This window comes from Pseudomonas sp. AM8 (assembly GCF_036346475.1).
Classification (GTDB): Bacteria; Pseudomonadota; Gammaproteobacteria; order Pseudomonadales; family Pseudomonadaceae; genus Aquipseudomonas; species Aquipseudomonas marginalis.
This window is the reverse complement of sequence record NZ_JAOTNX010000001.1, coordinates 892,862-913,751: the sequence shown is the minus strand read 5'-3', so window position 1 is coordinate 913,751 and position 20,890 is coordinate 892,862. Positions and strand designations below refer to the sequence as shown.

General features: G+C 61.2%; 24 protein-coding genes and 1 riboswitch. Of the genes, 15 read left to right on the top strand and 9 right to left on the bottom strand.

Features of this window, described 5'->3' with window-relative positions; all coding sequences use genetic code 11:
* Positions 1–153: 153 nt before the first annotated feature.
* The 3 genes from hisG (at position 154) to hisC (ending at position 3,293) form a co-directional block, all read left to right on the top strand.
* A complete protein-coding gene (hisG, locus tag V3W40_RS04400; protein WP_003188599.1) occupies positions 154–789 on the top strand; it encodes an ATP phosphoribosyltransferase in 636 nt (211 codons plus the stop codon).
* 128 nt (positions 790–917) lie between these two features.
* Complete coding sequence (gene hisD, locus V3W40_RS04395) at positions 918–2,237, top strand: histidinol dehydrogenase (protein ID WP_065924286.1); 1,320 nt, start codon at positions 918–920, stop codon at positions 2,235–2,237.
* Positions 2,238–2,240: 3 nt separating this feature from the next.
* The gene (gene hisC, locus V3W40_RS04390; protein WP_065924285.1) at positions 2,241–3,293 is read left to right on the top strand and encodes a histidinol-phosphate transaminase; all 1,053 of its coding nucleotides are present in this window, start codon (positions 2,241–2,243) and stop codon (positions 3,291–3,293) included.
* A 234-nt stretch (positions 3,294–3,527) separates the two neighbouring features.
* Here hisC and V3W40_RS04385 read toward each other — a convergent pair whose 3' ends face one another.
* On the bottom strand, positions 3,528–4,802 hold the full coding sequence (locus V3W40_RS04385; protein WP_330214513.1) for a uracil-xanthine permease family protein: 1,275 nt from the start codon (positions 4,800–4,802) through the stop codon (positions 3,528–3,530).
* Between the two features lie 2 nt (positions 4,803–4,804).
* Positions 4,805–5,443 (bottom strand): uracil phosphoribosyltransferase, encoded by a 639-nt coding sequence (upp, locus tag V3W40_RS04380; protein ID WP_027604798.1) that lies wholly within the window; start codon positions 5,441–5,443, stop codon positions 4,805–4,807.
* Between the two features lie 163 nt (positions 5,444–5,606).
* Between upp and V3W40_RS04375 the strand changes: the two genes are divergently transcribed.
* The 4 genes from V3W40_RS04375 to V3W40_RS04360 all read left to right on the top strand — a co-directional run bounded on the left by V3W40_RS04375 (position 5,607) and on the right by V3W40_RS04360 (position 7,635).
* The gene (locus tag V3W40_RS04375; RefSeq protein ID WP_027604797.1) at positions 5,607–6,164 is read left to right on the top strand and encodes a hypoxanthine-guanine phosphoribosyltransferase; all 558 of its coding nucleotides are present in this window, start codon (positions 5,607–5,609) and stop codon (positions 6,162–6,164) included.
* A gap of 3 nt (positions 6,165–6,167) precedes the next feature.
* Positions 6,168–6,635, top strand: coding sequence for a WbuC family cupin fold metalloprotein (locus V3W40_RS04370; protein WP_330214512.1), 468 nt, complete (start codon positions 6,168–6,170; stop codon positions 6,633–6,635).
* A gap of 35 nt (positions 6,636–6,670) precedes the next feature.
* Positions 6,671–7,156, top strand: a complete 486-nt coding sequence (locus tag V3W40_RS04365; protein ID WP_330214511.1) for a hypothetical protein — start codon at positions 6,671–6,673, stop codon at positions 7,154–7,156.
* A gap of 191 nt (positions 7,157–7,347) precedes the next feature.
* Positions 7,348–7,635, top strand: coding sequence for a PA4642 family protein (locus V3W40_RS04360; RefSeq protein WP_027604794.1), 288 nt, complete (start codon positions 7,348–7,350; stop codon positions 7,633–7,635).
* 130 nt (positions 7,636–7,765) lie between these two features.
* Here the strand turns inward: V3W40_RS04360 and mqo are convergent, their stop codons facing one another.
* Both mqo and V3W40_RS04350 read right to left on the bottom strand, forming a co-directional pair.
* The gene (gene mqo / locus V3W40_RS04355; protein WP_330214510.1) at positions 7,766–9,292 is read right to left on the bottom strand and encodes a malate dehydrogenase (quinone); all 1,527 of its coding nucleotides are present in this window, start codon (positions 9,290–9,292) and stop codon (positions 7,766–7,768) included.
* Between the two features lie 728 nt (positions 9,293–10,020).
* Positions 10,021–10,254 carry a hypothetical protein gene (locus V3W40_RS04350; RefSeq protein ID WP_065924281.1) on the bottom strand — a complete coding sequence of 78 codons (234 nt, stop codon included), beginning with the start codon at positions 10,252–10,254 and terminating at the stop codon, positions 10,021–10,023.
* Between the two features lie 194 nt (positions 10,255–10,448).
* Here V3W40_RS04350 and V3W40_RS04345 point away from each other — a divergent pair, with 194 nt between their 5' ends.
* Positions 10,449–11,036 carry a YajG family lipoprotein gene (locus V3W40_RS04345; RefSeq protein WP_065924280.1) on the top strand — a complete coding sequence of 196 codons (588 nt, stop codon included), beginning with the start codon at positions 10,449–10,451 and terminating at the stop codon, positions 11,034–11,036.
* Between the two features lie 59 nt (positions 11,037–11,095).
* Here V3W40_RS04345 and V3W40_RS04340 read toward each other — a convergent pair whose 3' ends face one another.
* Complete coding sequence (locus V3W40_RS04340) at positions 11,096–11,305, bottom strand: hypothetical protein (protein ID WP_027604790.1); 210 nt, start codon at positions 11,303–11,305, stop codon at positions 11,096–11,098.
* Positions 11,306–11,488: 183 nt separating this feature from the next.
* Here V3W40_RS04340 and V3W40_RS04335 point away from each other — a divergent pair, with 183 nt between their 5' ends.
* The gene (locus V3W40_RS04335) at positions 11,489–11,746 is read left to right on the top strand and encodes a hypothetical protein (protein ID WP_065924279.1); all 258 of its coding nucleotides are present in this window, start codon (positions 11,489–11,491) and stop codon (positions 11,744–11,746) included.
* 60 nt (positions 11,747–11,806) lie between these two features.
* Here the strand turns inward: V3W40_RS04335 and V3W40_RS04330 are convergent, their stop codons facing one another.
* Entirely contained in the window at positions 11,807–12,970 is a 1,164-nt protein-coding gene (locus V3W40_RS04330; RefSeq protein WP_174562722.1) for a 1-acyl-sn-glycerol-3-phosphate acyltransferase, read from the bottom strand.
* Positions 12,971–13,102: 132 nt separating this feature from the next.
* On the opposite strand from V3W40_RS04330, the gene V3W40_RS04325 reads away from it, so the two are divergent.
* From V3W40_RS04325 to V3W40_RS04310, 4 genes are all read left to right on the top strand, one after another.
* Positions 13,103–13,285: a CPXCG motif-containing cysteine-rich protein gene (locus V3W40_RS04325; RefSeq protein WP_027604787.1), complete on the top strand. Its 183-nt coding sequence runs from the start codon at positions 13,103–13,105 to the stop codon at positions 13,283–13,285.
* An 11-nt stretch (positions 13,286–13,296) separates the two neighbouring features.
* Entirely contained in the window at positions 13,297–13,557 is a 261-nt protein-coding gene (locus tag V3W40_RS04320; protein ID WP_027604786.1) for a putative signal transducing protein, read from the top strand.
* Positions 13,558–13,593: 36 nt separating this feature from the next.
* Positions 13,594–14,214, top strand: a complete 621-nt coding sequence (locus V3W40_RS04315) for an SOS response-associated peptidase (protein WP_141605524.1) — start codon at positions 13,594–13,596, stop codon at positions 14,212–14,214.
* A gap of 151 nt (positions 14,215–14,365) precedes the next feature.
* Complete coding sequence (locus tag V3W40_RS04310; RefSeq protein WP_027604784.1) at positions 14,366–15,184, top strand: M48 family metallopeptidase; 819 nt, start codon at positions 14,366–14,368, stop codon at positions 15,182–15,184.
* 141 nt (positions 15,185–15,325) lie between these two features.
* Here the strand turns inward: V3W40_RS04310 and V3W40_RS04305 are convergent, their stop codons facing one another.
* The 3 genes from V3W40_RS04305 to V3W40_RS04295 all read right to left on the bottom strand — a co-directional run bounded on the left by V3W40_RS04305 (position 15,326) and on the right by V3W40_RS04295 (position 18,165).
* Positions 15,326–15,910, bottom strand: coding sequence for a TMEM165/GDT1 family protein (locus tag V3W40_RS04305; protein WP_005784895.1), 585 nt, complete (start codon positions 15,908–15,910; stop codon positions 15,326–15,328).
* A gap of 88 nt (positions 15,911–15,998) precedes the next feature.
* Positions 15,999–16,120: riboswitch (yybP-ykoY riboswitch) on the bottom strand.
* Between the two features lie 50 nt (positions 16,121–16,170).
* Entirely contained in the window at positions 16,171–17,169 is a 999-nt protein-coding gene (locus tag V3W40_RS04300; RefSeq protein ID WP_065924275.1) for a class I SAM-dependent methyltransferase, read from the bottom strand.
* A 30-nt stretch (positions 17,170–17,199) separates the two neighbouring features.
* Complete coding sequence (locus V3W40_RS04295; RefSeq protein ID WP_330214509.1) at positions 17,200–18,165, bottom strand: 2-hydroxyacid dehydrogenase; 966 nt, start codon at positions 18,163–18,165, stop codon at positions 17,200–17,202.
* A gap of 84 nt (positions 18,166–18,249) precedes the next feature.
* Between V3W40_RS04295 and V3W40_RS04290 the strand changes: the two genes are divergently transcribed.
* Together V3W40_RS04290 and V3W40_RS04285 are read left to right on the top strand one after the other, a co-directional pair.
* Entirely contained in the window at positions 18,250–18,882 is a 633-nt protein-coding gene (locus V3W40_RS04290) for a LysE family translocator (protein WP_065924273.1), read from the top strand.
* Positions 18,883–19,085: 203 nt separating this feature from the next.
* A complete protein-coding gene (locus V3W40_RS04285) occupies positions 19,086–20,768 on the top strand; it encodes a fatty acid--CoA ligase (RefSeq protein WP_330214508.1) in 1,683 nt (560 codons plus the stop codon).
* Positions 20,769–20,890: the final 122 nt, after the last annotated feature.

The following is a 20,890-nucleotide window of genomic DNA, read 5'->3' as shown; positions in this document are numbered from 1 at the left end:
CTGAATAAACGCGTTATCGTTGACGTTTTTCGCGAGCAAGCTCGCTCCTACAGACACTGGTTTGTTTCAAATCGAGGCTGTCATGGCCTCGATCTGTGTCTGGCGCCGTTTGCGACCGGACAGCAATAGCCTGATGAAGGACTGACGTTTCCCATGTTGACCATCGCACTGTCCAAGGGCCGCATCCTTGACGACACTTTGCCGCTTCTGGCTGAAGCGGGCATCGTGCCGACCGAGAATCCGGACAAGAGCCGCAAGCTGATCATCCCAACGACCCAGGACGACGTTCGCCTGCTGATCGTACGGGCTACCGACGTGCCGACCTATGTTGAACATGGCGCGGCCGACCTCGGTGTCGCCGGTAAAGACGTGTTGATGGAATACGGCGGCCAAGGCCTGTACGAGCCGCTGGACCTGCGCATTGCCCTGTGCAAGCTGATGACCGCCGGCCGTGTCGGTGATGTCGAGCCTAAGGGCCGCCTGCGCGTGGCCACCAAGTTCGTCAACGTCGCCAAGCGCTACTACGCCGAGCAAGGCCGCCAGGTCGACATCATCAAGCTCTACGGCTCGATGGAGCTGGCGCCGCTGATCGGCCTGGCCGACAAGATCATCGACGTGGTCGACACCGGCAACACCCTGCGTGCCAACGGTCTCGAACCACAGGACTTTATCGCCGACATCAGCTCTCGGCTGATCGTCAACAAAGCGTCGATGAAGATGCAGCACGCCCGTATCCAGGCGTTGATTGACACCCTGCGCAAGGCAGTGGAGTCTCGACACCGCGGTTGACTCACCCGCGTAGCTGAAAAGCTGCGCCCGTCTATCCGCCTCATAGCCAGAATTCTCAGGTGCCCAAGCGGAAACGACTGCTAGTTTAGGGCGCCTGAGTTTTTGCCAATTCTATTGAGGCCCTCGCTATGACCACGTCCACTGCAATTGCCCGACTCAACGCTGCCGACCCGGATTTCGCCCATCATCTGGATCATCTGCTGAGCTGGGAAAGCGTGTCCGACGACTCGGTCAACCAGCGGGTCCTCGACATTATCAAGGCCGTGCGCGAGCGCGGTGATGCGGCGCTGGTGGATTTCACCCGGCAGTTCGACGGTCTGGACGTCAAGTCCATGTCCGACCTGATCCTGCCCCGCGAACGCCTGGAACTGGCCCTGACGCGCATCACCGCGCCCCAGCGCCAGGCCCTCGAAGTCGCCGCGACCCGAGTGCGCAGCTACCACGAAAAACAGAAGCAGGACTCCTGGAGCTATACCGAGGCTGACGGCACCGTACTGGGCCAGAAGGTCACGCCCCTGGACCGTGCCGGCTTGTACGTGCCGGGTGGTAAGGCCTCGTACCCCTCGTCGGTGTTGATGAACGCGATTCCCGCCAAGGTGGCCGGCGTCACCGAAGTGGTCATGGTGGTACCGACCCCGCGCGGTGAAATCAACGAACTGGTACTGGCTGCCGCCTGCATTGCCGGTGTCGACCGCGTGTTCACCATCGGCGGTGCCCAAGCGGTTGCCGCCCTGGCTTATGGCACCGAAAGCGTGCCGAAGGTCGACAAGGTGGTCGGCCCCGGCAACATCTACGTGGCCACTGCCAAGCGCCACGTGTTCGGCCAGGTCGGTATCGACATGATCGCTGGCCCTTCGGAAATCCTCGTGGTGTGCGACGGCCAGACCGACCCGGACTGGATCGCCATGGACCTGTTCTCCCAGGCCGAGCACGATGAGGACGCCCAGGCGATCCTGGTCAGCCCGGACGCCGAGTTCCTCGACAAGGTCGCCGCCAGCATCAATAAGCTGCTGCCGACCATGGACCGTGCCGAGATCATCGAGAAATCGATCAATGGCCGTGGCGCGCTGATCCTGGTGCGTGACATGGAGCAGGCTATCGAAGTGGCCAACCGTATCGCGCCGGAGCACCTGGAGCTGTCCGTGGCCGATCCACAGGCCTGGCTGCCGTCGATTCGCCATGCGGGTGCGATCTTCATGGGCCGCCACACCAGCGAAGCCCTGGGCGACTACTGCGCCGGCCCCAACCACGTCTTGCCAACCTCTGGCACCGCGCGCTTCTCGTCGCCGCTGGGGGTGTATGACTTCCAGAAGCGTTCGTCGATCATCTTCTGCTCGCCACAAGGCGCGTCCGAGTTGGGCAAGACCGCCTCGGTGCTGGCCCGTGGTGAATCCCTGAGCGCCCACGCCCGTAGCGCTGAGTATCGAATCCTGGAAGAGGGGAAATAACACATGAGCAAATTCTGGAGCCCCTTCGTCAAGGACCTCGTGCCTTACGTGCCCGGCGAGCAACCGAAGCTGACCAGGCTGGTCAAGCTCAACACCAATGAAAACCCCTACGGCCCGTCGCCCAAGGCGCTGGCTGCGATGCAGGCCGAGTTGAACGACAACCTGCGCCTGTACCCGGACCCCAACAGCGACCTGCTCAAGCAGGCCGTGGCCAAGTACTACGGGATAGACGCCGGCAAGGTGTTCCTCGGTAACGGCTCCGATGAAGTCCTGGCACACATCTTCCACGGCCTGTTCCAGCACGAGCTGCCGTTGCTGTTCCCGGATATCAGCTACAGCTTCTATCCGGTGTACTGCGGCCTCTACGGCATCAAGTCCGACCCGGTGCCGTTGGACGAGCAGTTCCAGATCCGCGTAGCGGACTACACCAGGCCCAACGGCGGGATCATCTTCCCCAACCCGAACGCGCCCACCGGCTGTGTGCTGGCGCTGGACGCCGTGGAGCAGATTCTCAAGGCCAGCCCGGATTCGGTGGTGGTGGTCGATGAAGCCTATATCGACTTTGGCGGCGAAACAGCCATCAGCCTGGTGGACCGCTACCCGAACCTGCTGGTGACCCAGACCCTGTCCAAATCGCGCTCACTGGCCGGTTTGCGCGTGGGCCTGGCCGTGGGCCACCCGGACCTCATCGAGGCGCTGGAGCGGGTCAAGAACAGCTTCAACTCCTATCCGCTGGATCGCCTGGCGATTGTCGGCGCGGCGGCGGCGTTCGAGGACCGGGAGTACTTCGAGAAGACGTGCCGGTTGGTCATCGACAGTCGCGACCAATTGGTCGCGCAACTGGAAGGCAAGGGCTTTGAAGTGCTGCCGTCAGCAGCCAACTTCATCTTTGCCCGCCACCCACGGCACGACGCAGCCGGCCTGGCGGCCAAGCTGCGTGAGCAAGGGGTGATCGTGCGGCACTTCAAACAGGAGCGGATTGCCCAGTTCCTGCGGATCAGCATCGGTACGCCGGAGCAGAACCAGGCGCTGATCGATGGGTTGGGTGAGCTCTAAGCCACACTGAAGATCAAAAAATGTGGGAGGGGGCTTGCCCTAATGCCAGTCAGTTAAGCGTACATCGCCTCCTGTAGGAGCGAGCTTGCTCGCGAAAAACGTCAACGATAACGCGTGCTTCCTGAATGAACGCGGCGCCTGTGAGTTTTTCGCGAGCAAGCTCGCTCCTACAAAAAGCCTTAACTGACTGGCATTAGGGCTTGCCCCCTCCCACATTAGGTTCTGCCATATGTGTTAGAGCAGCGGCTCATCCGGCTTCTTGTTCTTCCAGCCATCATTGCCCGGCAGCAACAGGTTCAGGCCAATCGCTACCACCGCACACAGGGCAATGCCTTTCAGGCCGAAGTCATCCGGACCGGTCCCGGTTCCCACCAGCACCCCACCAATCCCGAACACCAGGGTCACCGACACAATCACCAGATTGCGCGCTTCACCCAGGTCGATCCTGTGGCGGATCAAGGTGTTCATCCCCACCGCGGCAATCGAGCCGAACAGCAGGCACAGGATCCCACCCATCACCGGCACCGGGATGCTTTGCAGCAGTGCGCCGAATTTGCCGATGAACGCCAGGCTGATGGCAAACACTGCCGCCCAGGTCATGATCTTCGGGTTGTAGTTCTTGGTCAGCATCACCGCGCCCGTCACTTCGGCGTAGGTGGTGTTCGGCGGGCCGCCAAACAGGCCGGCGGCCGTGGTGGCGATCCCGTCACCGAGCAGGGTGCGGTGAAGGCCAGGCTTCTTCAGGTAGTCGCGACCGGTCACGCTGCCCACCGCAATCACGCCGCCGATATGTTCGATCGCCGGGGCCAGGGCCACTGGGACGATAAACAGGATCGCCTGCCAGTTGAACTCCGGCGCGGTGAAGTGGGGCAGGGCGAACCACGGGGCGGCGGCGATCTTCGCCGTGTCGACCACGCCGAAGTAGAACGCCATGGCAAAGCCCACCAGCACGCCGGAGATGATCGGCACCAGGCGGAAGATACCCTTGCCGAACACCGCGACGATCAACGTGGTCAGCAGCGCCGGCATCGAGATCATCATCGCCGTCTGGTAATGAATCAACTCGGCGCCGTCGCCGGATTTACCCATCGCCATGTTCGCGGCAATCGGTGCCATGGCCAGGCCGATGGAAATGATCACCGGGCCGATCACCACGGGTGGCAGCAGGCGGTCGATGAAACCGGTGCCTTTGATCTTCACGGCCAGGCCGAGGAAGGTATAGACAAAACCGGCTGCCATCACCCCGCCCATGGTCGCTGCGAGGCCGAACTGGCCCTTGGCAAGAATGATCGGGGTAATGAAGGCAAAGCTCGACGCCAGGAAGACCGGCACCTGCCGCCCTGTCACCAGTTGGAACAACAGCGTGCCCAGGCCGGCGGTGAACAGGGCGACGTTTGGATCAAGACCTGTGATCAGTGGCATCAACACCAGCGCGCCAAATGCTACGAAGAGCATCTGTGCGCCAGACAGGATCTGGCGCCAAAGCGGGTCGTTGAATTCATCCTGCATGCTCACGCGTCCTTCTGCTTGGTGCCGAAGATCTTGTCACCGGCATCGCCCAGGCCTGGGATGATGTAACCGTGTTCGTTCAGGCGCTCATCGATGGAAGCGGTGTAGATCTGCACGTCCGGGTGGGCTTTCTCGACGGCGGCGATGCCTTCGGGCGCGGCCACCAGCACCATGGCGCGGATGTCCCGGCAACCGGCTTTTTTCAGCAGGTCGATGGTGGCAACCATGGAGCTGCCGGTAGCGAGCATCGGGTCGATGATCATGGCCAGGCGCTCGTTGATTTCCGGTACGAGTTTTTCCAGATAGGTGTGGGCCTGCAGGGTTTCTTCGTTGCGGGCGACGCCGACGGCGCTGACCTTGGCGCCCGGGATCAGGCTGAGCACGCCTTCGAGCATGCCGATACCGGCACGCAGGATCGGCACCACGGTAATTTTCTTACCGGCGATTTTCTCGACCTGGACAGTGCCTGCCCAACCTTCGATGTCGTAGGTTTCCAGGGGCAAATCTTTGGTGGCTTCGTAAGTGAGCAGCGCTCCAACTTCCTGAGCAAGCTCACGGAAATTCTTCGTGCTGATGTCGGCACGGCGCATAAGGCCGAGTTTGTGTCGGATCAGCGGGTGGCGGATCTCGCGAGTGGGCATGGGAAAGGCTCCGGCGGCGGGCAAAAAAACCGGCCTAGATTAATCTATCCGAGGGTGTTGTCCTATAGACATCTAGTACGTTAGTCCATTAAGGCTTGCTCGGAGCGCATGAGAAGCGTACCTTCGCCCGCTTTTCTTGCCACAGCACCCCTTGGAGAGCGCCATGTCCGCTGATCTCGAGCATATCCGTCAAATCATGCGCGAGGCTGACTGCCTGTACACCGAAGCGCAAGTCGAAGCAGCGATCGCTAAGGTTGGCGCACACATCACCCGCGAAATGGCCGACACCAACCCGGTGGTCTTCTGCGTGATGAACGGTGGCCTGATCTTTGCCGGCAAATTGCTGACTCACCTGCAGTTCCCGTTGGAAGCGTCCTACCTGCACGCCACTCGCTATCGCAACGAAACCAGCGGTGGCGACCTGTTCTGGAAAGCCAAGCCGGAAGTTTCGTTCATCGACCGCGATGTGCTGATCATCGACGACATCCTTGATGAGGGCCACACCCTGGGCGCGATCATCGACTTCTGCAAACACGCTGGCGCACGTAAGGTGCACACCGCCGTGCTGATCGACAAAGACCACGACCGCAAGGCCCGTCCCGAGTTGAAAGCCGATTTCGTCGGCCTGCCGTGCATCGATCGCTACATCTTCGGTTACGGTATGGATTACAAGGGCTACTGGCGCAACGCCAATGGAATCTACGCCGTCAAAGGTATGTAACCTATGACTCGCTTTCTTGATCAGACGCTGTTTGCCGAGTTGGCCGAGAAAGCGGGCGCCAGCCCCCGTGGCCGGCATCATCACAACTTTCATCAGATGGAAGAACCGTGCCATCGCCTGGCCGTGGGCCTGCAGCCCGGCACGTATGTGCCGCCACATCGGCACTTGAGCGCGGATAAGGCGGAAACCTTGCTGGTCCTCCAGGGTCGCTTGGGCTTGCTGGTGTTCAGCGACACCGGCGAGGTGCTCGCCAAGCGCGTGATGCAGGCCGGCGGCGAATGCTCGGGCGTCGACCTGCCGCCCGGCGTGTTCCATGGCCTGGTGGTGCTCGCCCCCGACACGGTGATGTTCGAGTGCAAGGCCGGGCCTTATCGGCCGGTGGGCGAAGGCGAACTGGCCGATTGGGCGCCCCGTGAAGGCGACGCCAATGTGGCCGAGTATCAACGCTGGATGCTTGCCCAGTTCGATTGAGCTACAGTGCTGGGCCACCTCTTGCGGAGCGGCCCATGAGCCTGTTGATACGCACCTGCGCCGCCCTGGCGTTGACCCTCAGTCTGCCGCTGGCTGCGGCGCCTGCGCCGATGCATGCGCAGTTCCTGCCGCCGGACGATCTGACCCTGCGCGCCGAAACCCCTGACCAGCAGCAACTGCTGCAAGTCACCGAATATGCGGTGGTGGTGGGCAACCAGCGTCAATCCACGCAACAACCGATCCCGGTGACCTCGCCGCTGATGATCCGTCTCAAGGGCAAGTCCCTGAACAAAGGCGCGACTATCAGCCAGGTGGTGCTCAACTTCGATGCCGAAAGCAAAAGCTTGAAAAAGCCGGTCTACGATGACAAGAGCAAAACCTTGACCCTGTCCTACCCGGTGGCCCAGTACCGAGTGATTGTCGACCTGCTGCGCAATGACGCGGTGTATGTGCAGTTCCTCAGTTACGCCAACGGGCATGTCTGGGCGGATTTGCATACCGGTGCCGTACGTGCCAAGTAGCAAGAGCGATGAATATCAAAATGTGGGAGGGGGCTTGCCCCCGATAGCGTTATGTCAGTCAAAGGTAGTGAGCCAGACACACTGCAATCGGGGCAAGCCCCCTCCCACATTGGTTCTCCAGCGCTTTCGAAGCCTGCGTCTCACAGGTAGACTTCAAACCCCGTGTAAATGTCTGCTGGCTGGAGTCGGTAATGCGTAAAGATAAGAAACAGGTGATTGGTGACGAGATCGGCGACGACCAGATCAAGTTGTTCCTGGACTTCGAGCCGGTTGACGCGACTTCCCCGTCCCTGCACAAACTGATCAAGGCCTACCGTGGCCTGCGTATCGACGACTTCGAACGCTTCCTGGTTTTCTTCAAGGCGGCCGGTTTGGACCTGGATGGCAAGGATGAGCACGGCCAGACCTTTGTCGACCTGATCAAGGACCAGCGCAACGCCGCCGACTATATCGAGCTGATCGACAACGCCCGCGGCTGATTATTCCCGGCCACAAAAAACGCCCCGTTCTCATCGCGAGAACGGGGCGTTTTTGCTTTTTACTGTAGGAGCGAGCTTGCTCGCGAAAAAACAGAGAACGCCGCGTTAAACCAGATGCGCTGCGTTATCGTTAACGATCTTCGCGAGCAAGCTCGCTCCTACCGGTCTCGGCGGCAGATTCAACCAGTTCGAGGCTGATGTTGTTCTGCGTATTGATCTTGCGATACAGCTCGGCATCAGTCTCCAGGACCTTCTCCCGTGCCGGGAAGATCTCGTGCAGCTTGGTCGCCCACTCACCGGCAGTTTTCTGCGGGAAGCACCGCTCGATCAGTTCCAGCATGATCGACACGGTCACCGAAGCGCCTGGGGACGCACCCAGCAGTGCTGCCAGTGAGCCATCTTTAGCCGCGACCAGCTCGGTGCCAAATTGCAGCACGCCGCCTTTCTTCGGGTCTTTCTTGATGATCTGCACCCGTTGGCCGGCCACTTCCAGGCGCCAGTCTTCGGCTTTCGCTTCGGGGTAGAAGCGACGCAGGGACTCCAGGCGCTGCTCCATGGACTGCATCACTTCGCTGACCAGGTACTTGGTCAGGTCCATGTTGTCGCGGGCCACGGCCAGCATCGGGCCAATGTTGCCGGCGCGAACCGACAGCGGCAGGTCGAGGAACGAGCCGTGCTTGAGGAACTTGGTGGTGAAGCCGGCGTAGGGCCCGAACAGCAGGGATTTCTTGCCGTCGACTACGCGGGTGTCCAGGTGCGGCACGGACATCGGCGGCGAGCCCACGGCGGCCTGGCTGTAGACCTTGGCCTGGTGGTGCTTGACCACTTCCGGGTTGTCGCAACGCAGCCACTGGCCGCTGACCGGGAAACCGCCAAACCCTTTGCTTTCTTCGATACCCGAGGCCTGCAGCAGCGGCAGGGCCGCGCCACCGGCGCCGAGGAACACGAACTTGGCGTCCACTTCGCGGCTGTTGCCGCTGTTGACGTCCTTGATGCTCACGGTCCAGCCTGCGCCGTTACGCTTGAGGCCGGTCACGCGCTTGCTGTACTTGACCTGAGCGTCCGGGGAGCTGGTCAGGTGAGTGAGCAACTGGTTGGTCAGGGCGCCGAAGTTGACGTCGGTGCCGTTCATCACACGGGTGGCCGCGATTTTTTCGTCGAGCGGGCGCCCCGGCATCATCAGCGGCATCCACTCGGCCATTTCGCTGCGGTCTTCGGTGTAGTGCATGTCCGAGAACGCATGGTGCTTGCTGAGGGTTTCAAAGCGCTTCCTGAGGAACTCCACGCCTTTTTCGCCCTGCACGAAGCTCAGGTGCGGCACCGGGCTGATAAAGGACTTGGACGAGCCAAAGGTGCCCTTCCTGGTCAGGTAGGCCCAGAACTGCTTCGACACCTCGAACTGGGTGTTGATGTGCACGGCTTTCTTTATGTCGATGGAGCCATCGGCGGCCTGGGGCGTGTAGTTCAGCTCACACAGCCCGGCGTGGCCGGTACCGGCGTTGTTCCACGGGTTGGAACTTTCCGCGGCACCCGAGTCCATCAGCTCAACGACTTCCAGCTTGAGGCCGGGGTCGAGCTCTTTGAGCAGTACGGCCAGGGTGGCACTCATGATGCCGGCCCCTACCAGTACTACGTCGACTGCTTCGTTATGCGCCATTTAACGCGTCTCCAAAATCTGCAGCACCAAATTGACGGCATGGCTGCCAGGAGTGACGGGGCGTTTCACGTGTTGCCCCAGGTTACCCATGGCCAGGATCGCCATGTCCGTTTCGCAATTCCTTGCACATTCAGCACACGCTTCCTGCCCGGCCTGATCTGCCTATGAACGCATTCATGGGCGCCTGTGGCAATTCGACTTATGGTCAAAGCGTGCGATTCGTGCAATCAATCCGTAGCGGACAGGCTCAAGCTCCGGTGTTTGCGGAGTACTCGGGCCTGTGTGGTTGGGCTGTTCCAGACGCTGATGGTGCTTGTACAAACGCCAAACTATTCATTTGCTCGCCACACTCTTGTGAAGTTGTGAAAACCCGTTTTTTTCACGCTCTTTTGAAGACGTGAACCTCAAAAAAGGGCTGCCCCGGCCTGGCACCTGGCCCGCAAACCTCTGCCGACACGCGGCAAAACGGGCAAACAACTCAAGTGGCCGAGCGCAATGGCAGCTCTGGCAGATTCGGTAAAGGCGGGTGGTTTGCAAAGGAAACAGCAAGCGCGCCAGCTTCACAGGATCTGTGTGGGCGGCTCTCTGTGGGCGATTCTTGGGGTTAATACCGAGGCATTAACGATGCTGCGAGGCCCGATCAGGAGACGTCCTTATAATCGGGGGGAGATTGTAGCGAAGAACGCCGGGGAAATGGGCGGGTTTTATGACTTTTATTAGGCGTTCGGTCAGGCGGCCAACGCCTGGTGACGTAGCGACCGCGCAGGGCGTGGGCTTACACGGGCGCGAGCCGGCAACGGATGATGCATCCAGCTCAGGCGAATTTCTTCGATTTCCACCCAGCCTTCGCCGACGGGAGGCTGGCAGCACGCTTTGAACGCCTGGCAACGGCCTTGCGCATCGAGCAGGGCGAACTGGCGAAGGGCGGGCTTGCGCGTAAACAGCGACCAGAGAAAATGCATGGCGATCAACCTCCTGAGATTGAGGCCAAGCATGCCTGCTTCGGATGACGAGCCCATGTAACGGCTATGACATATCGGTGACATCGAACCGCAGGCGACGCCCCGGGTCACAGGTTGTAACTGACGCTAGTTCCCTGCAGGGGCGCCCCGCTATACTGCCGGCCTGTCGGTACCTGATTTCTGGAGAGAAGCGCATGTTGCAACGCCTGTTGTTCGGTTTGATCACTGTGACCAGCTTGACCCTGGTTGGCTGCGCCAACAGCCCGCAGCAACTGACCCCGGAACCGAAAATCACCACGCAGCTGGCCCCGGTGGGCCATGGCCAGCCGGTGTCGGTACGGGTGGTGGACGGTCGTCCGTCGCCGACACTCGGTTCGCGCGGTGGCCTGTACCCGGAAACCGCCCTGGTGTCGGTGAACGCTCAAGACGTGCTGCCCAAGCTGCAAGCCCAGGCGGAAGCGGCCGTGCGCCTGCTGGGTTTCACCCCCAGCCCCAACGCGCCGGGCGCTCCGCAGTTGACGATCACCCTGGCCGAGTTGAAGTATCAGTCGCCTAAAGACGGTCTTTACGTGACCGAGGCGTCCATTGGCGCCACCTTCAAGTCCGACGTCACCGCCGGCACCCGTCGCTACAGCGGCCGTTACGGTGCGTCGCTGAACCAGCGCTTCGGCATGTCGCCTAACCAGGAAACCAACACCAGGCTGGTCAGCGACGTCCTGAGCGATGCCTTGACCCGCCTGTTCAAGGACCCAAGCATCGGTTCATTGCTCAGCTCGCAGTAATCGCTCAAACAAAAAAAACCGGGCTCAGCGATGAGTCCGGTTTTTTTATGCCTTCAGTTTCACGCGGCCGTGTCGATACAAAAGTCCAGCATGCTCACCCCCGTCAACAGATCGGCCTCGGGCAAGTCCGCATGCTGGTGCCCGCCAAGGGCGCAATACACCAGCCAGTGGCGGTCCTGCACGTTGAACGCCAGGCCGCCGATCAGCGCCTCCTGCTCGTCGCTTTGGGCAATCAGATACAGCCGATCCTGGTTGTGCGCGTGCAGCATGACAAGCTCCTGAATGTTCGAAGGGCAACAGAGTGGCTTGTTAAGGTGACGTTCAGGTGACGGCGTAAATTACTGGATACATTAGCCGTCCATGGGAGATGGAGCGGTTTTGGTGCTCGAGGCCACTACCGTCAAGGTTTGTATCTGAACCGATACCCACAGACTGTTTCATCGAGGTTTGCGATGGCGCTGCCCGCACTATTGATCAATGCCGTGGCTTTATCAGTGGCCTGCCCAGGCGCTGCGCTGCTGTTCATCACCCGCCTGCGCGAGCAACGCGCCATGGCTGAACTGACGGCGCAAAGTGAAGATCGCGCAATCGACCAGCCCATGCTGTTCCTGGATGTGCGCACCGAGCGGGCGCACCGTGTGGCTTACCGCATCGGGTTCGCCTGCCTTGGACTGGCGCTGGCTACTTCCTGGCTCAGCACCCGAATCTAAAAAAACGCAGAACCAATGTGGGAGGGGGCTTGCCTCCTCCCACATTTTCTTGATCGGTGTTTACAGCGGGATTCCAGCCTTGACCCGATACTGATTGCGCACTGGCGTCGCGTATTGCACCACCAGGAAAGGCCGGTGCTCGGCCGGGCAGTCGTTCAGGCGCCGCTCCCACTCCGCCTTCGCCTTGGCCAGTTCATCGGCCGGGAACACGTCGGCCGCCTTCGGCACCTGCAACTGCGGGTCGGCATCGCTCCACTGGGCGTACGCCAGGTAGTGCACCGGGAACAGCCGGTAGCCGCCGAGAATCTGCCGATCCATTTCCACGGCCAGGACCTTGGTGTCTTCGAAACGCTCGGTAATCGGCGGCGCGAAGTTGATATGTACGCGGCCTTTGTAGCCGGTGATGCCCAGCGCAATGCTGACGTCATCCTCGCCTTGCGCCTTGACGTAGGTGCCGGTGGTGGCGCGGATATACAGTTCGCGGGCCTTGGCGGCATCGCACGGGTCGTACTCGTAGCTGATGGACACCGGCGTCAGGTTGAGTGACTGGATCACTTCGGCAAACGGCTCGTCCTTGCGGCTGACATGGAACATCTTGAGGATCGCCGACTCGGTGCGGTCATCCCCGTCCTTGGCGCGGCCTTCGGCCTGGGCGATCCAGATCGACTGGCAGTCGTTGCGGATCGAATGGTTGATATAGGCCGACAGCAGGTTGAACGCCGCCATCTTCTCCTTTCGCCCGGTGATCGAACGGTGCACGATGAAGCTCTTGTTCAGGCGCATCAGGTCACTGACAAACGGCTTTTGCAGCAGGTTGTCGCCGATGGCGATCCGTGGCGTCGGCAGGCCGGCGTGGTAGACGGCATAGTTGACGAAGGCCGGGTCCATCACGATGTCGCGGTGGTTGGCCAGGAACAGGTAGGCGGTGCCGGATTTGAGCTGTTCGACGCCGGTGTAGGTCACGCCGTCGGTCGCCCGGTCAATGGTGTGGTCGACGTAATACTCGACTTTGTCCTGAAGCGTGGCCACGGTGGTGACACCGGCGAACTCGCGGCGCAGTTTGCGCGCGATCATCGGCTTGAGCAGCCAGCCCAGGGCGCCGGCAAAGCGCGGGAAGCGGAAGTGGGTCAGGATGTCCAGAAAGGCCTTGTCACTGAACAGCCGGGCCAGCACTGCCGGGACTTCGCTGTCGTTGTAAGGTCGGATGGTATCGAATTCGCCCATCATGCTCTCTTGTTAGAAACGGCTAGGGTAAGTAAAGGAAATACCAGGGAGCGTCCGGGCAATTGGCCCGGCCGGAAAATAGCCCTGTAAATAGACCGGCGATTATACGCACAAGTCACCTGGGAGACTGCGATGCTGGAAACTGCTCTGTACGATTGTCCTTATTGTGGTGAGGCGGTAGAGACCGCGGTGGATTTATCCGGCGGTGATCAGACATATATCGAGGACTGTCAGGTGTGTTGCCGACCGATCATTTTCAACCTGCAGGTCCATGGTGAAGAGTGGATGCTCGAAACCCGCAGTGAAAACGAATAACAGGTACGCCCATGCAGCGAATCTACGAACCGGAAAACCTGATGGAAGGCGAGTTGCTGCAGCAAATGCTCGCCAGCGAGGGCATCGAGGCGCACCTGGTAGGGCGCCATTTGCTCGGCGGCACGGGGGAGTTGCCGATCTTCGGCCTGCTGGGGCTGGAAGTGGACAACGACCGGGCGGCTGAAGCCCGCGAGCTGATTACCGCCTATATCGGTGCGCAACCCCTGCCCGGCGACGAACCCGACAGCTTCCCCGACGTATTGGTCTGTTAGGCTGTCGGTCGGTTTACCCAAGAGTCGTGTTGCCCCATGTGTGGACGTTATGCCCTGTTTCGCTGGAACCCTACCTTTGCTGCCCTGCCGGGCTTTCCGGCCGACCAGCAGGCCCAGTGGAACATTTCCCCGAATGATTCGGTGCTGATCCAGCGCCTCAATGACGGCCAGCGCACCCTGGCACGGGCGCGCTGGGGCCTGACGCCGCCCTGGCTGACTGACCTTTCCCGCACCCCGGCCCATGCCCGTGCCGAAACCCTGGCCGAGCAACCGATGTTTCGCGAAGCGTTTCGCCAGCGCCGTTGCCTGCTGCCCGCCAACGGCTTTTACGAATGGCGCGGCACCCAGCGCAAGCGTCCGTACTGGCTGACGCCGGGGGAGGGCTCGACCCTGTTTTTTGCAGCGATCTGGGAGGCGTACCCGGTGCAGGAGCAAGTGTGGCTGAGTACGGCAGTGGTGACCCAGGCCGCCCAGAGTCAGCGCCGGCCGTTGATTCTGGACGTGGCGGGTCAGGCCGCCTGGCTCGATCCCGAGACGCCCTTGCATGTGTTGCAAGGCTTGCTGGCCAGTGAGCCGGTCCCATTGCGTGAGCGAGTCCTGGCCAACATGGTCAATGATCCCAAGCTCAACGGGCCGGAGTGCCTGACCCCGGCCTGAGCCTGAGGCCGGTTGCTCACTGAGGTTGCCGGGCGTGTGAGATGTGTCCGAAATTCATCGGTTACACGTCTGTTGTATCTGGCGCCGATACAAATGAGCGCCTACGATACGCGCCATGTTTTCAGGGCGTCTTTTCAGGGAGAGTGTATTGATGAAGAAATCATTGGCCGTAAGTGTATTGGCGGCAGGCGTGTTGCTGGCCGGGTGTCAGTCGGTCAACACCACCAGCGGCGGCGCGGTCGGGGTTGAGCGCAAGCAATATATGTTCAGCATGCTGTCGAGCCAGGAAGTCGACCAGATGTATGCCCAGTCCTACCAGCAGACCCTGGGCGAGGCCAGCAGCAAAGGCCAGTTGGACAAGACCAGCGCCAATGCCAAGCGCGTGCAGGCGATCGCCAATCGCCTGATCGCCCAGGCGCCGACCTTCCGCCCGGATGCGGCGCAGTGGAAGTGGGAAGTGAACCTGATCAAGAGCGATGAGATGAACGCCAACTGCGGGCCTGGCGGCAAGATCTTCGTGTACAGCGCGTTGATCGACAACCTCAAGCTCACCGACGATGAACTGGCCGCGGTGATGGGCCATGAAATCGCCCACGCCTTGCGTGAGCATGGCCGCGAAGCCATGTCCAAGGCCTACGGCATCGAGATGGCCAAGCAGGGCGCCGGTGCGTTGTTCGGCCTGGGCCAGGACAGCCTGGCGCTGGCCGATACCGTGGCCAACTACGGCATGACCTTGCCCAACAGCCGCAGCAATGAAAACGAAGCGGACCTGATCGGCCTGGAACTGGCGGCCCGTGCCGGCTACAACCCGAACGCGGCGATCACGCTGTGGAACAAGATGGCCAAGGCTTCGGAAGGCGCACCGCCGGAGTTCATGAGCACTCACCCGGCCTCCGACAGCCGGATCGCCTCGTTGCAGGCAGCGATTCCGAAGGTGATGCCGCTCTACCAGCAGGCCAAGAAGTCCTGATCGACGCCGTGTAGGAGCGAGCTTGCTCGCGAAAAACGTCAACGATAACGCGTGTTGCCTGAATAAACGCGGCGCCGGTGAGTTTTTCGCGAGCAAGCTCGCTCCTACAGGCATCAGGGCAAACCATCTTCCGTGTTTGGCTTATATCCAGCCACTGCTCTGCATGGCCTTGTACACCGCCACAATCGCCAGGACAAAGAACGCTGTAGCCGCCAATCGGCGAATCAATGTCAGCGGCAGTTTCTCCGCCGCAAAATTCCCCGCCAGAACCACCGGCACGTTGGCAATCAACATGCCCAGGGTGGTGCCGATAATCACCAGCCACAGTTCCGGGTACTGCGCCGCGAGCATCACCGTGGCGATCTGGGTCTTGTCCCCGATTTCCGCCAGGAAGAATGCAATCAGCGTGGTCAGGAACGGCCCGAACTTGCGCGTGGTGCTGGCTTCGTCGTCGTCGAGTTTGTCTGGCACCAGGGTCCACAGCGCGGTGGCGCAGAAGCTGGCCGCGAGAATCCAGTGCAATACCGCATCCGAGAAGAAACTCCCGAACCAGGCCCCCACGGCACCGGCGGCCGCATGGTTGGCCAGGGTTGCAGCGACGATGCCGGCGATGATCGGCCAGGGCTTGCGAAAGCGTGCAGCAAGGATGAGCGCGAGCAGTTGCGTCTTGTCGCCGATTTCGGCCAAGGCAACGATTGCGGTAGGAACGAGCAATGAATCCAGCATCAGGTAGGTTTCCAGGGGCGGGTCGACACGGCTATGACACGTACAGCCTTCCCGCCCCGGGTAAGGTGTGCGTGTCATAGGTCTTGTCAAACCCCGGTCCGTCTGTGCGGACTCCTGGGTCGCATACGCCATGGCCTGTTGACCAAGTATGTTGACGTATGCCGGACGAGCGTGGCGCTCGTGGGAGACTACTCCCCTAGGACGGAGCGGATTCTGCCTAGGCAAAATCCATTCGGCAAGCGTTCTTTTTCAAACCGCCATCAGCCGCGCTTGGCACGGTAGATGCGAAAACCATTGCCTTCGGCCTTGACCGCACACACGCCCAGATGCTCTTCGATCAACGGCTGGTACTTCAGGAAGCTGTTAGCCACCAGGCGAAGTTCGCCACCTTTTGCCAGGTGTTTCGCCGCTTTTCGCAGCAGGTTCTCCGTGGCGAAATAGTCGGTGTGCACGCCGACATGAAACGGTGGGTTGCTCAAGATTGCATTCAACCCCATCGGCGCAGCGTCAATGCCATCACCGGTCAGCACATCGGCTTCCAGGCCGTTGGCGGCCAGGGTCAGGCGACTGCTGGCGGCGGCGAAAGCATCCACATCCAGCATCGTTACGCTGTTGTGCGGGTAGCGACGTTTGACCGCCGCCCCCAACACGCCGGCGCCGCAACCGAAGTCGAGCAAATGGCCGCTCGGCAGTTTGTCCAAGTGTTCCAGCAACAGCTCGGTGCCGCGATCCAGACGGCCGTGGCTGAATACACCCGGCAGGCTCACCACCTTGAGCGGGCCTTCGGCCAGCGGCACATCGAACACCTGCGCCAGGCTTTCCAGCTCGACCGCTTGCGGGGCGTTGGCCACGGTGATTTGCCACAGCTGGCAATGCCGCGCGCTGTCGAGCTTGCGCGGTTTGCCATACGGGGCCATTTGCCTGGCGGCGCTTTCGATACCGCCTTTTTTCTCGCCTACCAGGAACAGCTCGGCGCCGGGCAGTCGCGCTGCCACTGCGTTGAGCAGGTAATCGGTGAGGTCCTTGGACTTGGGCAGGAAGATCACCGCCGCATCGAACCCGCGCTCGGGCGCATTCACCCCAAACTGGCTGCGCTCCGGGAAGCGCGCGTCGAGCGCCGCCTGGTCGCCGGCATGCCAGCACCAGCCGTGGGCGTTGGGCAGGCGACCCAGCAGGTCGTCGGCGGGCAAGCCCACCAGCAGCAGGTTGCCTTGAAAAAGTTCGGCCTGACGAAGCAGTACTTCACTGCGCGGATCCATGGTCTGCTCCTTGAAAAGGGGCGCAGTTTATCAACTGACGACGCGCAGCGGGGCGCCGCTGAAAAAGCCCCGGGCGTTTTCCGCCAGTTGGCCGACGATACGCTGCCGCGCTTCGCGACTGCCCCAGGCGTTGTGGGGTGTGACGATCAGTCGAGGAATATTGCCGGCCAGCAGCGGGTTGCCATTGACCGGGGGCTCAACACTCAGCACATCGGTCGCCGCGCCGCCCAGGTGGCCGCTGCGCAAGGCATCGGCCAGGGCCTGCTCGTTGATCAAGCCACCGCGCGCGGTGTTGACGATAAACGCGCCGGGCTTGAGCAGCGCCAGTTCACGGGCGCCGATAAAGTCCCGGGTGTGTTCATTGAGCGGGCAGTGCAAGGTGAGTGCGTCCACCTGCGCGAGCAATTCATCCAGCGGCACGCGGTCGGCACGGGCGGGGCGCCCGGGAATCGCGCCGAGTAGCACGCGCATCCCGAAGGCTTCGGCCAGGCGCGCCACGGCACTGCCCAATTCGCCATGGCCCAGCAGGCCGAGGGTCTTGCCTTCCAGCTCGACAATCGGGTGGTCCAGCAGGCAGAACTGCTGGGCCTCTTGCCATTTGCCGGCGCTCACATCGCGCTGATAGTCCTGCAGCCGCGTCGCCAGGTTGAGCAACAGCATGATCGTGTGCTGCGCCACCGACGGTGTGCCGTAGCCCTGGCAGTTGCTCACGGTGATGCCATGGGCGCGGGCGGCTTCCAGGTCGATGTTGTTGGTGCCGGTGGCCGATACCAGGATCAACTTGAGTTCCGGGCAGGCCCCCAGGGTCTCGCTGTTGAGCGGGATTTTGTTACTGATCGCCACCTGCGCGCCTTGCAAGCGCTCGACCACATTCTGCGGTGTGGTGCCCGTCAACAACTGCAAGTCGCTGAAGTTGCCGTGCAGCTCTCTGAGGTCGAGGTCTCCCAGGTCCAGGGACGGGTGATCAAGGAAGACGGCGCGGCGATTGTTCGTCATCAACTGTACCTTTTGCGACAGGGTTCGAAGGCGTAATCTGCCGAGCCTACCAGATGAAATAATCCGTTACTTAATGGAGTGAGTATGTACGCCGCCGAGTTTTTGACCGTAGCCCTGATTCACCTGTTGGCGGTGGCCAGCCCCGGCCCGGATTTCGCGGTGGTGGTGCGTGAGAGCGTGACCCACGGCCGCCGCGCCGGAACCTGGACTGCGTTGGGCGTGGGCTCGGCGATTTTCCTGCACGTGGGCTATTCGTTGCTTGGCATCGGCCTGATCGTGTCCCAGTCCATCGTGTTGTTCAACGCACTGAAATGGGCCGCCGCCGCCTACCTGCTGTACATCGGCTTCAAGGCCCTGCGCGCCAAACCGGCCAAGCCTGCCGTCGAGGGCGAGTTGCACCGCGAAGCGGGCGAGCGTACCCCGCGTGGCGCGTTTACCGCAGGCTTCGTCACCAACGGCCTGAACCCCAAGGCGACGTTGTTCTTCCTGTCGCTGTTCACCGTGGTGATCAACCCGCACACACCGCTGGCGATCCAGGCCGGCTACGGCGTGTACCTGGCGGTGGCGACGGCGTTGTGGTTCTGCCTGGTGGCGATGTTGTTCAGCCAGCAGCGCGTGCGCGCCGGGTTTGCACGGATGGGGCATTGGTTTGATCGGACCATGGGAGCAGTGTTGATTGCGATTGGGGTGAAGTTGGCGTTTACCAGCGCGAAATAAACGCTGTTCTCAAGTAAACACAATCCAGTGTGGGAGGGAGCAAGCCCCCTCCCACATTTGACCTCCATTGTCCCTGAATAATGGCTCAAAGCTAGCATTCCCCAGCCTCTGCAAATCATTCCTTTGGCTGATTTAGCTGAAACATAACCTCTCTACAGTGCAGGTCTTCAAGCCAAGACCGTGCAGTCATAAAAGGGATTCGTATGTTGCAGACCCGTGTTATTCCGCCCGCCGAAGGTGCGTATCAATACCCGCTGTTGATCAAGCGCCTGTTGATGTCCGGTACCCGTTACGAAAAGACCCGGGAAATTGTCTATCGCGACAAGCTGCGCTACACCTACCCGACCTTGATCGAGCGCGTCGCGCGCCTGGCCAACGTGCTCACCGAAGCCGGGGTCAAGGCCGGTGACACTGTGGCGGTGATGGATTGGGACAGTCATCGTTACCTGGAATGCATGTTCGCCATCCCGATGATCGGCGCGGTGATCCACACCATCAATGTGCGCCTGTCGCCGGAACAGATTCTCTACACCATGAACCACGCCGAGGACCGCTTCGTGCTGGTCAACAGCGAGTTCGTGGGGCTCTACCAGGCCATTGCCGGGCAGCTCACCACCGTGGACAAGACGCTGCTGCTCACCGACGGCGAAGCCAAGACCGCCGAGTTGCCCAACCTGGTCGGTGAGTATGAAACCCTGCTGGCCGCCGCCAGCCCGAAGTACGATTTCCAGGACTTCGACGAACACTCCGTCGCCACCACCTTCTACACCACCGGCACCACCGGCAACCCCAAGGGCGTTTACTTCACCCATCGCCAACTGGTGCTGCACACCATCGGCGTGGCGACCATCATGGGCAGCGTCGACAGCGTGCGCCTGCTGGGCACCAACGACGTTTACATGCCGATCACGCCGATGTTCCACGTGCATGCCTGGGGCCTGCCGTATGTGGCGACCATGCTTGGCCTGAAGCAGGTCTACCCCGGCCGCTACGACCCGGAATACCTGGTAGAGCTGTGGCGCAAGGAGAAGGTCACCTTTTCCCACTGCGTGCCGACCATCCTGCAAATGGTGCTCAACGCCAAGGCTGCCCAAGGCATCGATTTTGGCGGCTGGAAAATCGTCATCGGCGGCAGTGCGCTCAACCGCACGCTGTATGAGGCGGCAAAGGCCCGTGGGATTCAGCTCACCGCGGCGTACGGCATGTCCGAGACCGGCCCGCTGGTGTCCTGCGCCCACCTCAACGAGGAGCTGATGGCCGGCACCGAGGACGAGCGCATCACCTACCGCATCAAGGCCGGTGTGCCTGGGCCATTGGTGGAAGCGGCGATCATGGACACCGAGGGGAATTTCCTGCCCGCCGACGGCGAGTCCCAGGGCGAGTTGGTCCTGCGCGCGCCGTGGCTGACCGAGGGCTATTACAACGAGCCGCAGAAGGGCGCCGAGCTGTGGGCGGGCGGTTGGATGCACACGGGCGACGTGGCCACCCTCGATGCATTTGGGGTGATCGATATCCGCGACCGCATCAAGGACGTGATCAAGACCGGCGGCGAGTGGATCTCCTCCCTGGCCCTCGAAGACCTGGTCAGCCGTCACCCGGCGGTACGCGAAGTAGCGGTGGTGGGCATCGCCGACCCGCAGTGGGGCGAGCGCCCGTTTGCGTTGCTGGTGGTGCGTGATGGCCATGAGATTGGGGCCCGCGAGCTCAAGGAACACCTCAAGCCTTTTGTCGAACTGGGCCATCTGAGCAAGTGGGCGATTCCGAGCCAGATCGCCGTTGTTACGGAAATTCCCAAGACCAGTGTCGGCAAGCTCGACAAAAAACGTATCCGTATTGACATCATTGAATGGCAGGCCAACAACAGCACCTTCCTGTCCACCCTCTGAGCTGATTTGCCGTGCCCTCGTGGCACGGCGATGCTCTATCTCGCGCCTTCACTTGTGATTTGCCAATTTTCAGCCATCCTTGCCGCGTCGGCCTTCGCCGACATGGCGAAAGGGCTGTGGCA

What these genes read in the sequence shown, in the direction of transcription:
- V3W40_RS04345 (WP_065924280.1), top strand. Translation starts at nt 10,449, where the DNA reads ATGTTGCAACGCCTGTTGTTCGGTTTGATCACTGTGACCAGCTTGACC.
- hisG (WP_003188599.1), top strand. Translation starts at nt 154, where the DNA reads ATGTTGACCATCGCACTGTCCAAGGGCCGCATCCTTGACGACACTTTG.
- V3W40_RS04315 (WP_141605524.1), top strand. Translation starts at nt 13,594, where the DNA reads ATGTGTGGACGTTATGCCCTGTTTCGCTGGAACCCTACCTTTGCTGCC.
- V3W40_RS04365 (WP_330214511.1), top strand. Translation starts at nt 6,671, where the DNA reads ATGAGCCTGTTGATACGCACCTGCGCCGCCCTGGCGTTGACCCTCAGT.
- hisD (WP_065924286.1), top strand. Translation starts at nt 918, where the DNA reads ATGACCACGTCCACTGCAATTGCCCGACTCAACGCTGCCGACCCGGAT.
- V3W40_RS04375 (WP_027604797.1), top strand. Translation starts at nt 5,607, where the DNA reads ATGTCCGCTGATCTCGAGCATATCCGTCAAATCATGCGCGAGGCTGAC.
- hisC (WP_065924285.1), top strand. Translation starts at nt 2,241, where the DNA reads ATGAGCAAATTCTGGAGCCCCTTCGTCAAGGACCTCGTGCCTTACGTG.
- V3W40_RS04320 (WP_027604786.1), top strand. Translation starts at nt 13,297, where the DNA reads ATGCAGCGAATCTACGAACCGGAAAACCTGATGGAAGGCGAGTTGCTG.
- upp (WP_027604798.1), bottom strand. Translation starts at nt 5,443, where the DNA reads ATGCCCACTCGCGAGATCCGCCACCCGCTGATCCGACACAAACTCGGC.
- V3W40_RS04290 (WP_065924273.1), top strand. Translation starts at nt 18,250, where the DNA reads ATGTACGCCGCCGAGTTTTTGACCGTAGCCCTGATTCACCTGTTGGCG.
- mqo (WP_330214510.1), bottom strand. Translation starts at nt 9,292, where the DNA reads ATGGCGCATAACGAAGCAGTCGACGTAGTACTGGTAGGGGCCGGCATC.
- V3W40_RS04310 (WP_027604784.1), top strand. Translation starts at nt 14,366, where the DNA reads ATGAAGAAATCATTGGCCGTAAGTGTATTGGCGGCAGGCGTGTTGCTG.
- V3W40_RS04300 (WP_065924275.1), bottom strand. Translation starts at nt 17,169, where the DNA reads ATGGATCCGCGCAGTGAAGTACTGCTTCGTCAGGCCGAACTTTTTCAA.
- V3W40_RS04330 (WP_174562722.1), bottom strand. Translation starts at nt 12,970, where the DNA reads ATGGGCGAATTCGATACCATCCGACCTTACAACGACAGCGAAGTCCCG.
- V3W40_RS04385 (WP_330214513.1), bottom strand. Translation starts at nt 4,802, where the DNA reads ATGCAGGATGAATTCAACGACCCGCTTTGGCGCCAGATCCTGTCTGGC.
- V3W40_RS04285 (WP_330214508.1), top strand. Translation starts at nt 19,086, where the DNA reads ATGTTGCAGACCCGTGTTATTCCGCCCGCCGAAGGTGCGTATCAATAC.
- V3W40_RS04325 (WP_027604787.1), top strand. Translation starts at nt 13,103, where the DNA reads ATGCTGGAAACTGCTCTGTACGATTGTCCTTATTGTGGTGAGGCGGTA.
- V3W40_RS04295 (WP_330214509.1), bottom strand. Translation starts at nt 18,165, where the DNA reads ATGACGAACAATCGCCGCGCCGTCTTCCTTGATCACCCGTCCCTGGAC.
- V3W40_RS04305 (WP_005784895.1), bottom strand. Translation starts at nt 15,910, where the DNA reads ATGCTGGATTCATTGCTCGTTCCTACCGCAATCGTTGCCTTGGCCGAA.
- V3W40_RS04370 (WP_330214512.1), top strand. Translation starts at nt 6,168, where the DNA reads ATGACTCGCTTTCTTGATCAGACGCTGTTTGCCGAGTTGGCCGAGAAA.
- V3W40_RS04350 (WP_065924281.1), bottom strand. Translation starts at nt 10,254, where the DNA reads ATGCATTTTCTCTGGTCGCTGTTTACGCGCAAGCCCGCCCTTCGCCAG.
- V3W40_RS04340 (WP_027604790.1), bottom strand. Translation starts at nt 11,305, where the DNA reads ATGCTGCACGCGCACAACCAGGATCGGCTGTATCTGATTGCCCAAAGC.
- V3W40_RS04360 (WP_027604794.1), top strand. Translation starts at nt 7,348, where the DNA reads ATGCGTAAAGATAAGAAACAGGTGATTGGTGACGAGATCGGCGACGAC.
- V3W40_RS04335 (WP_065924279.1), top strand. Translation starts at nt 11,489, where the DNA reads ATGGCGCTGCCCGCACTATTGATCAATGCCGTGGCTTTATCAGTGGCC.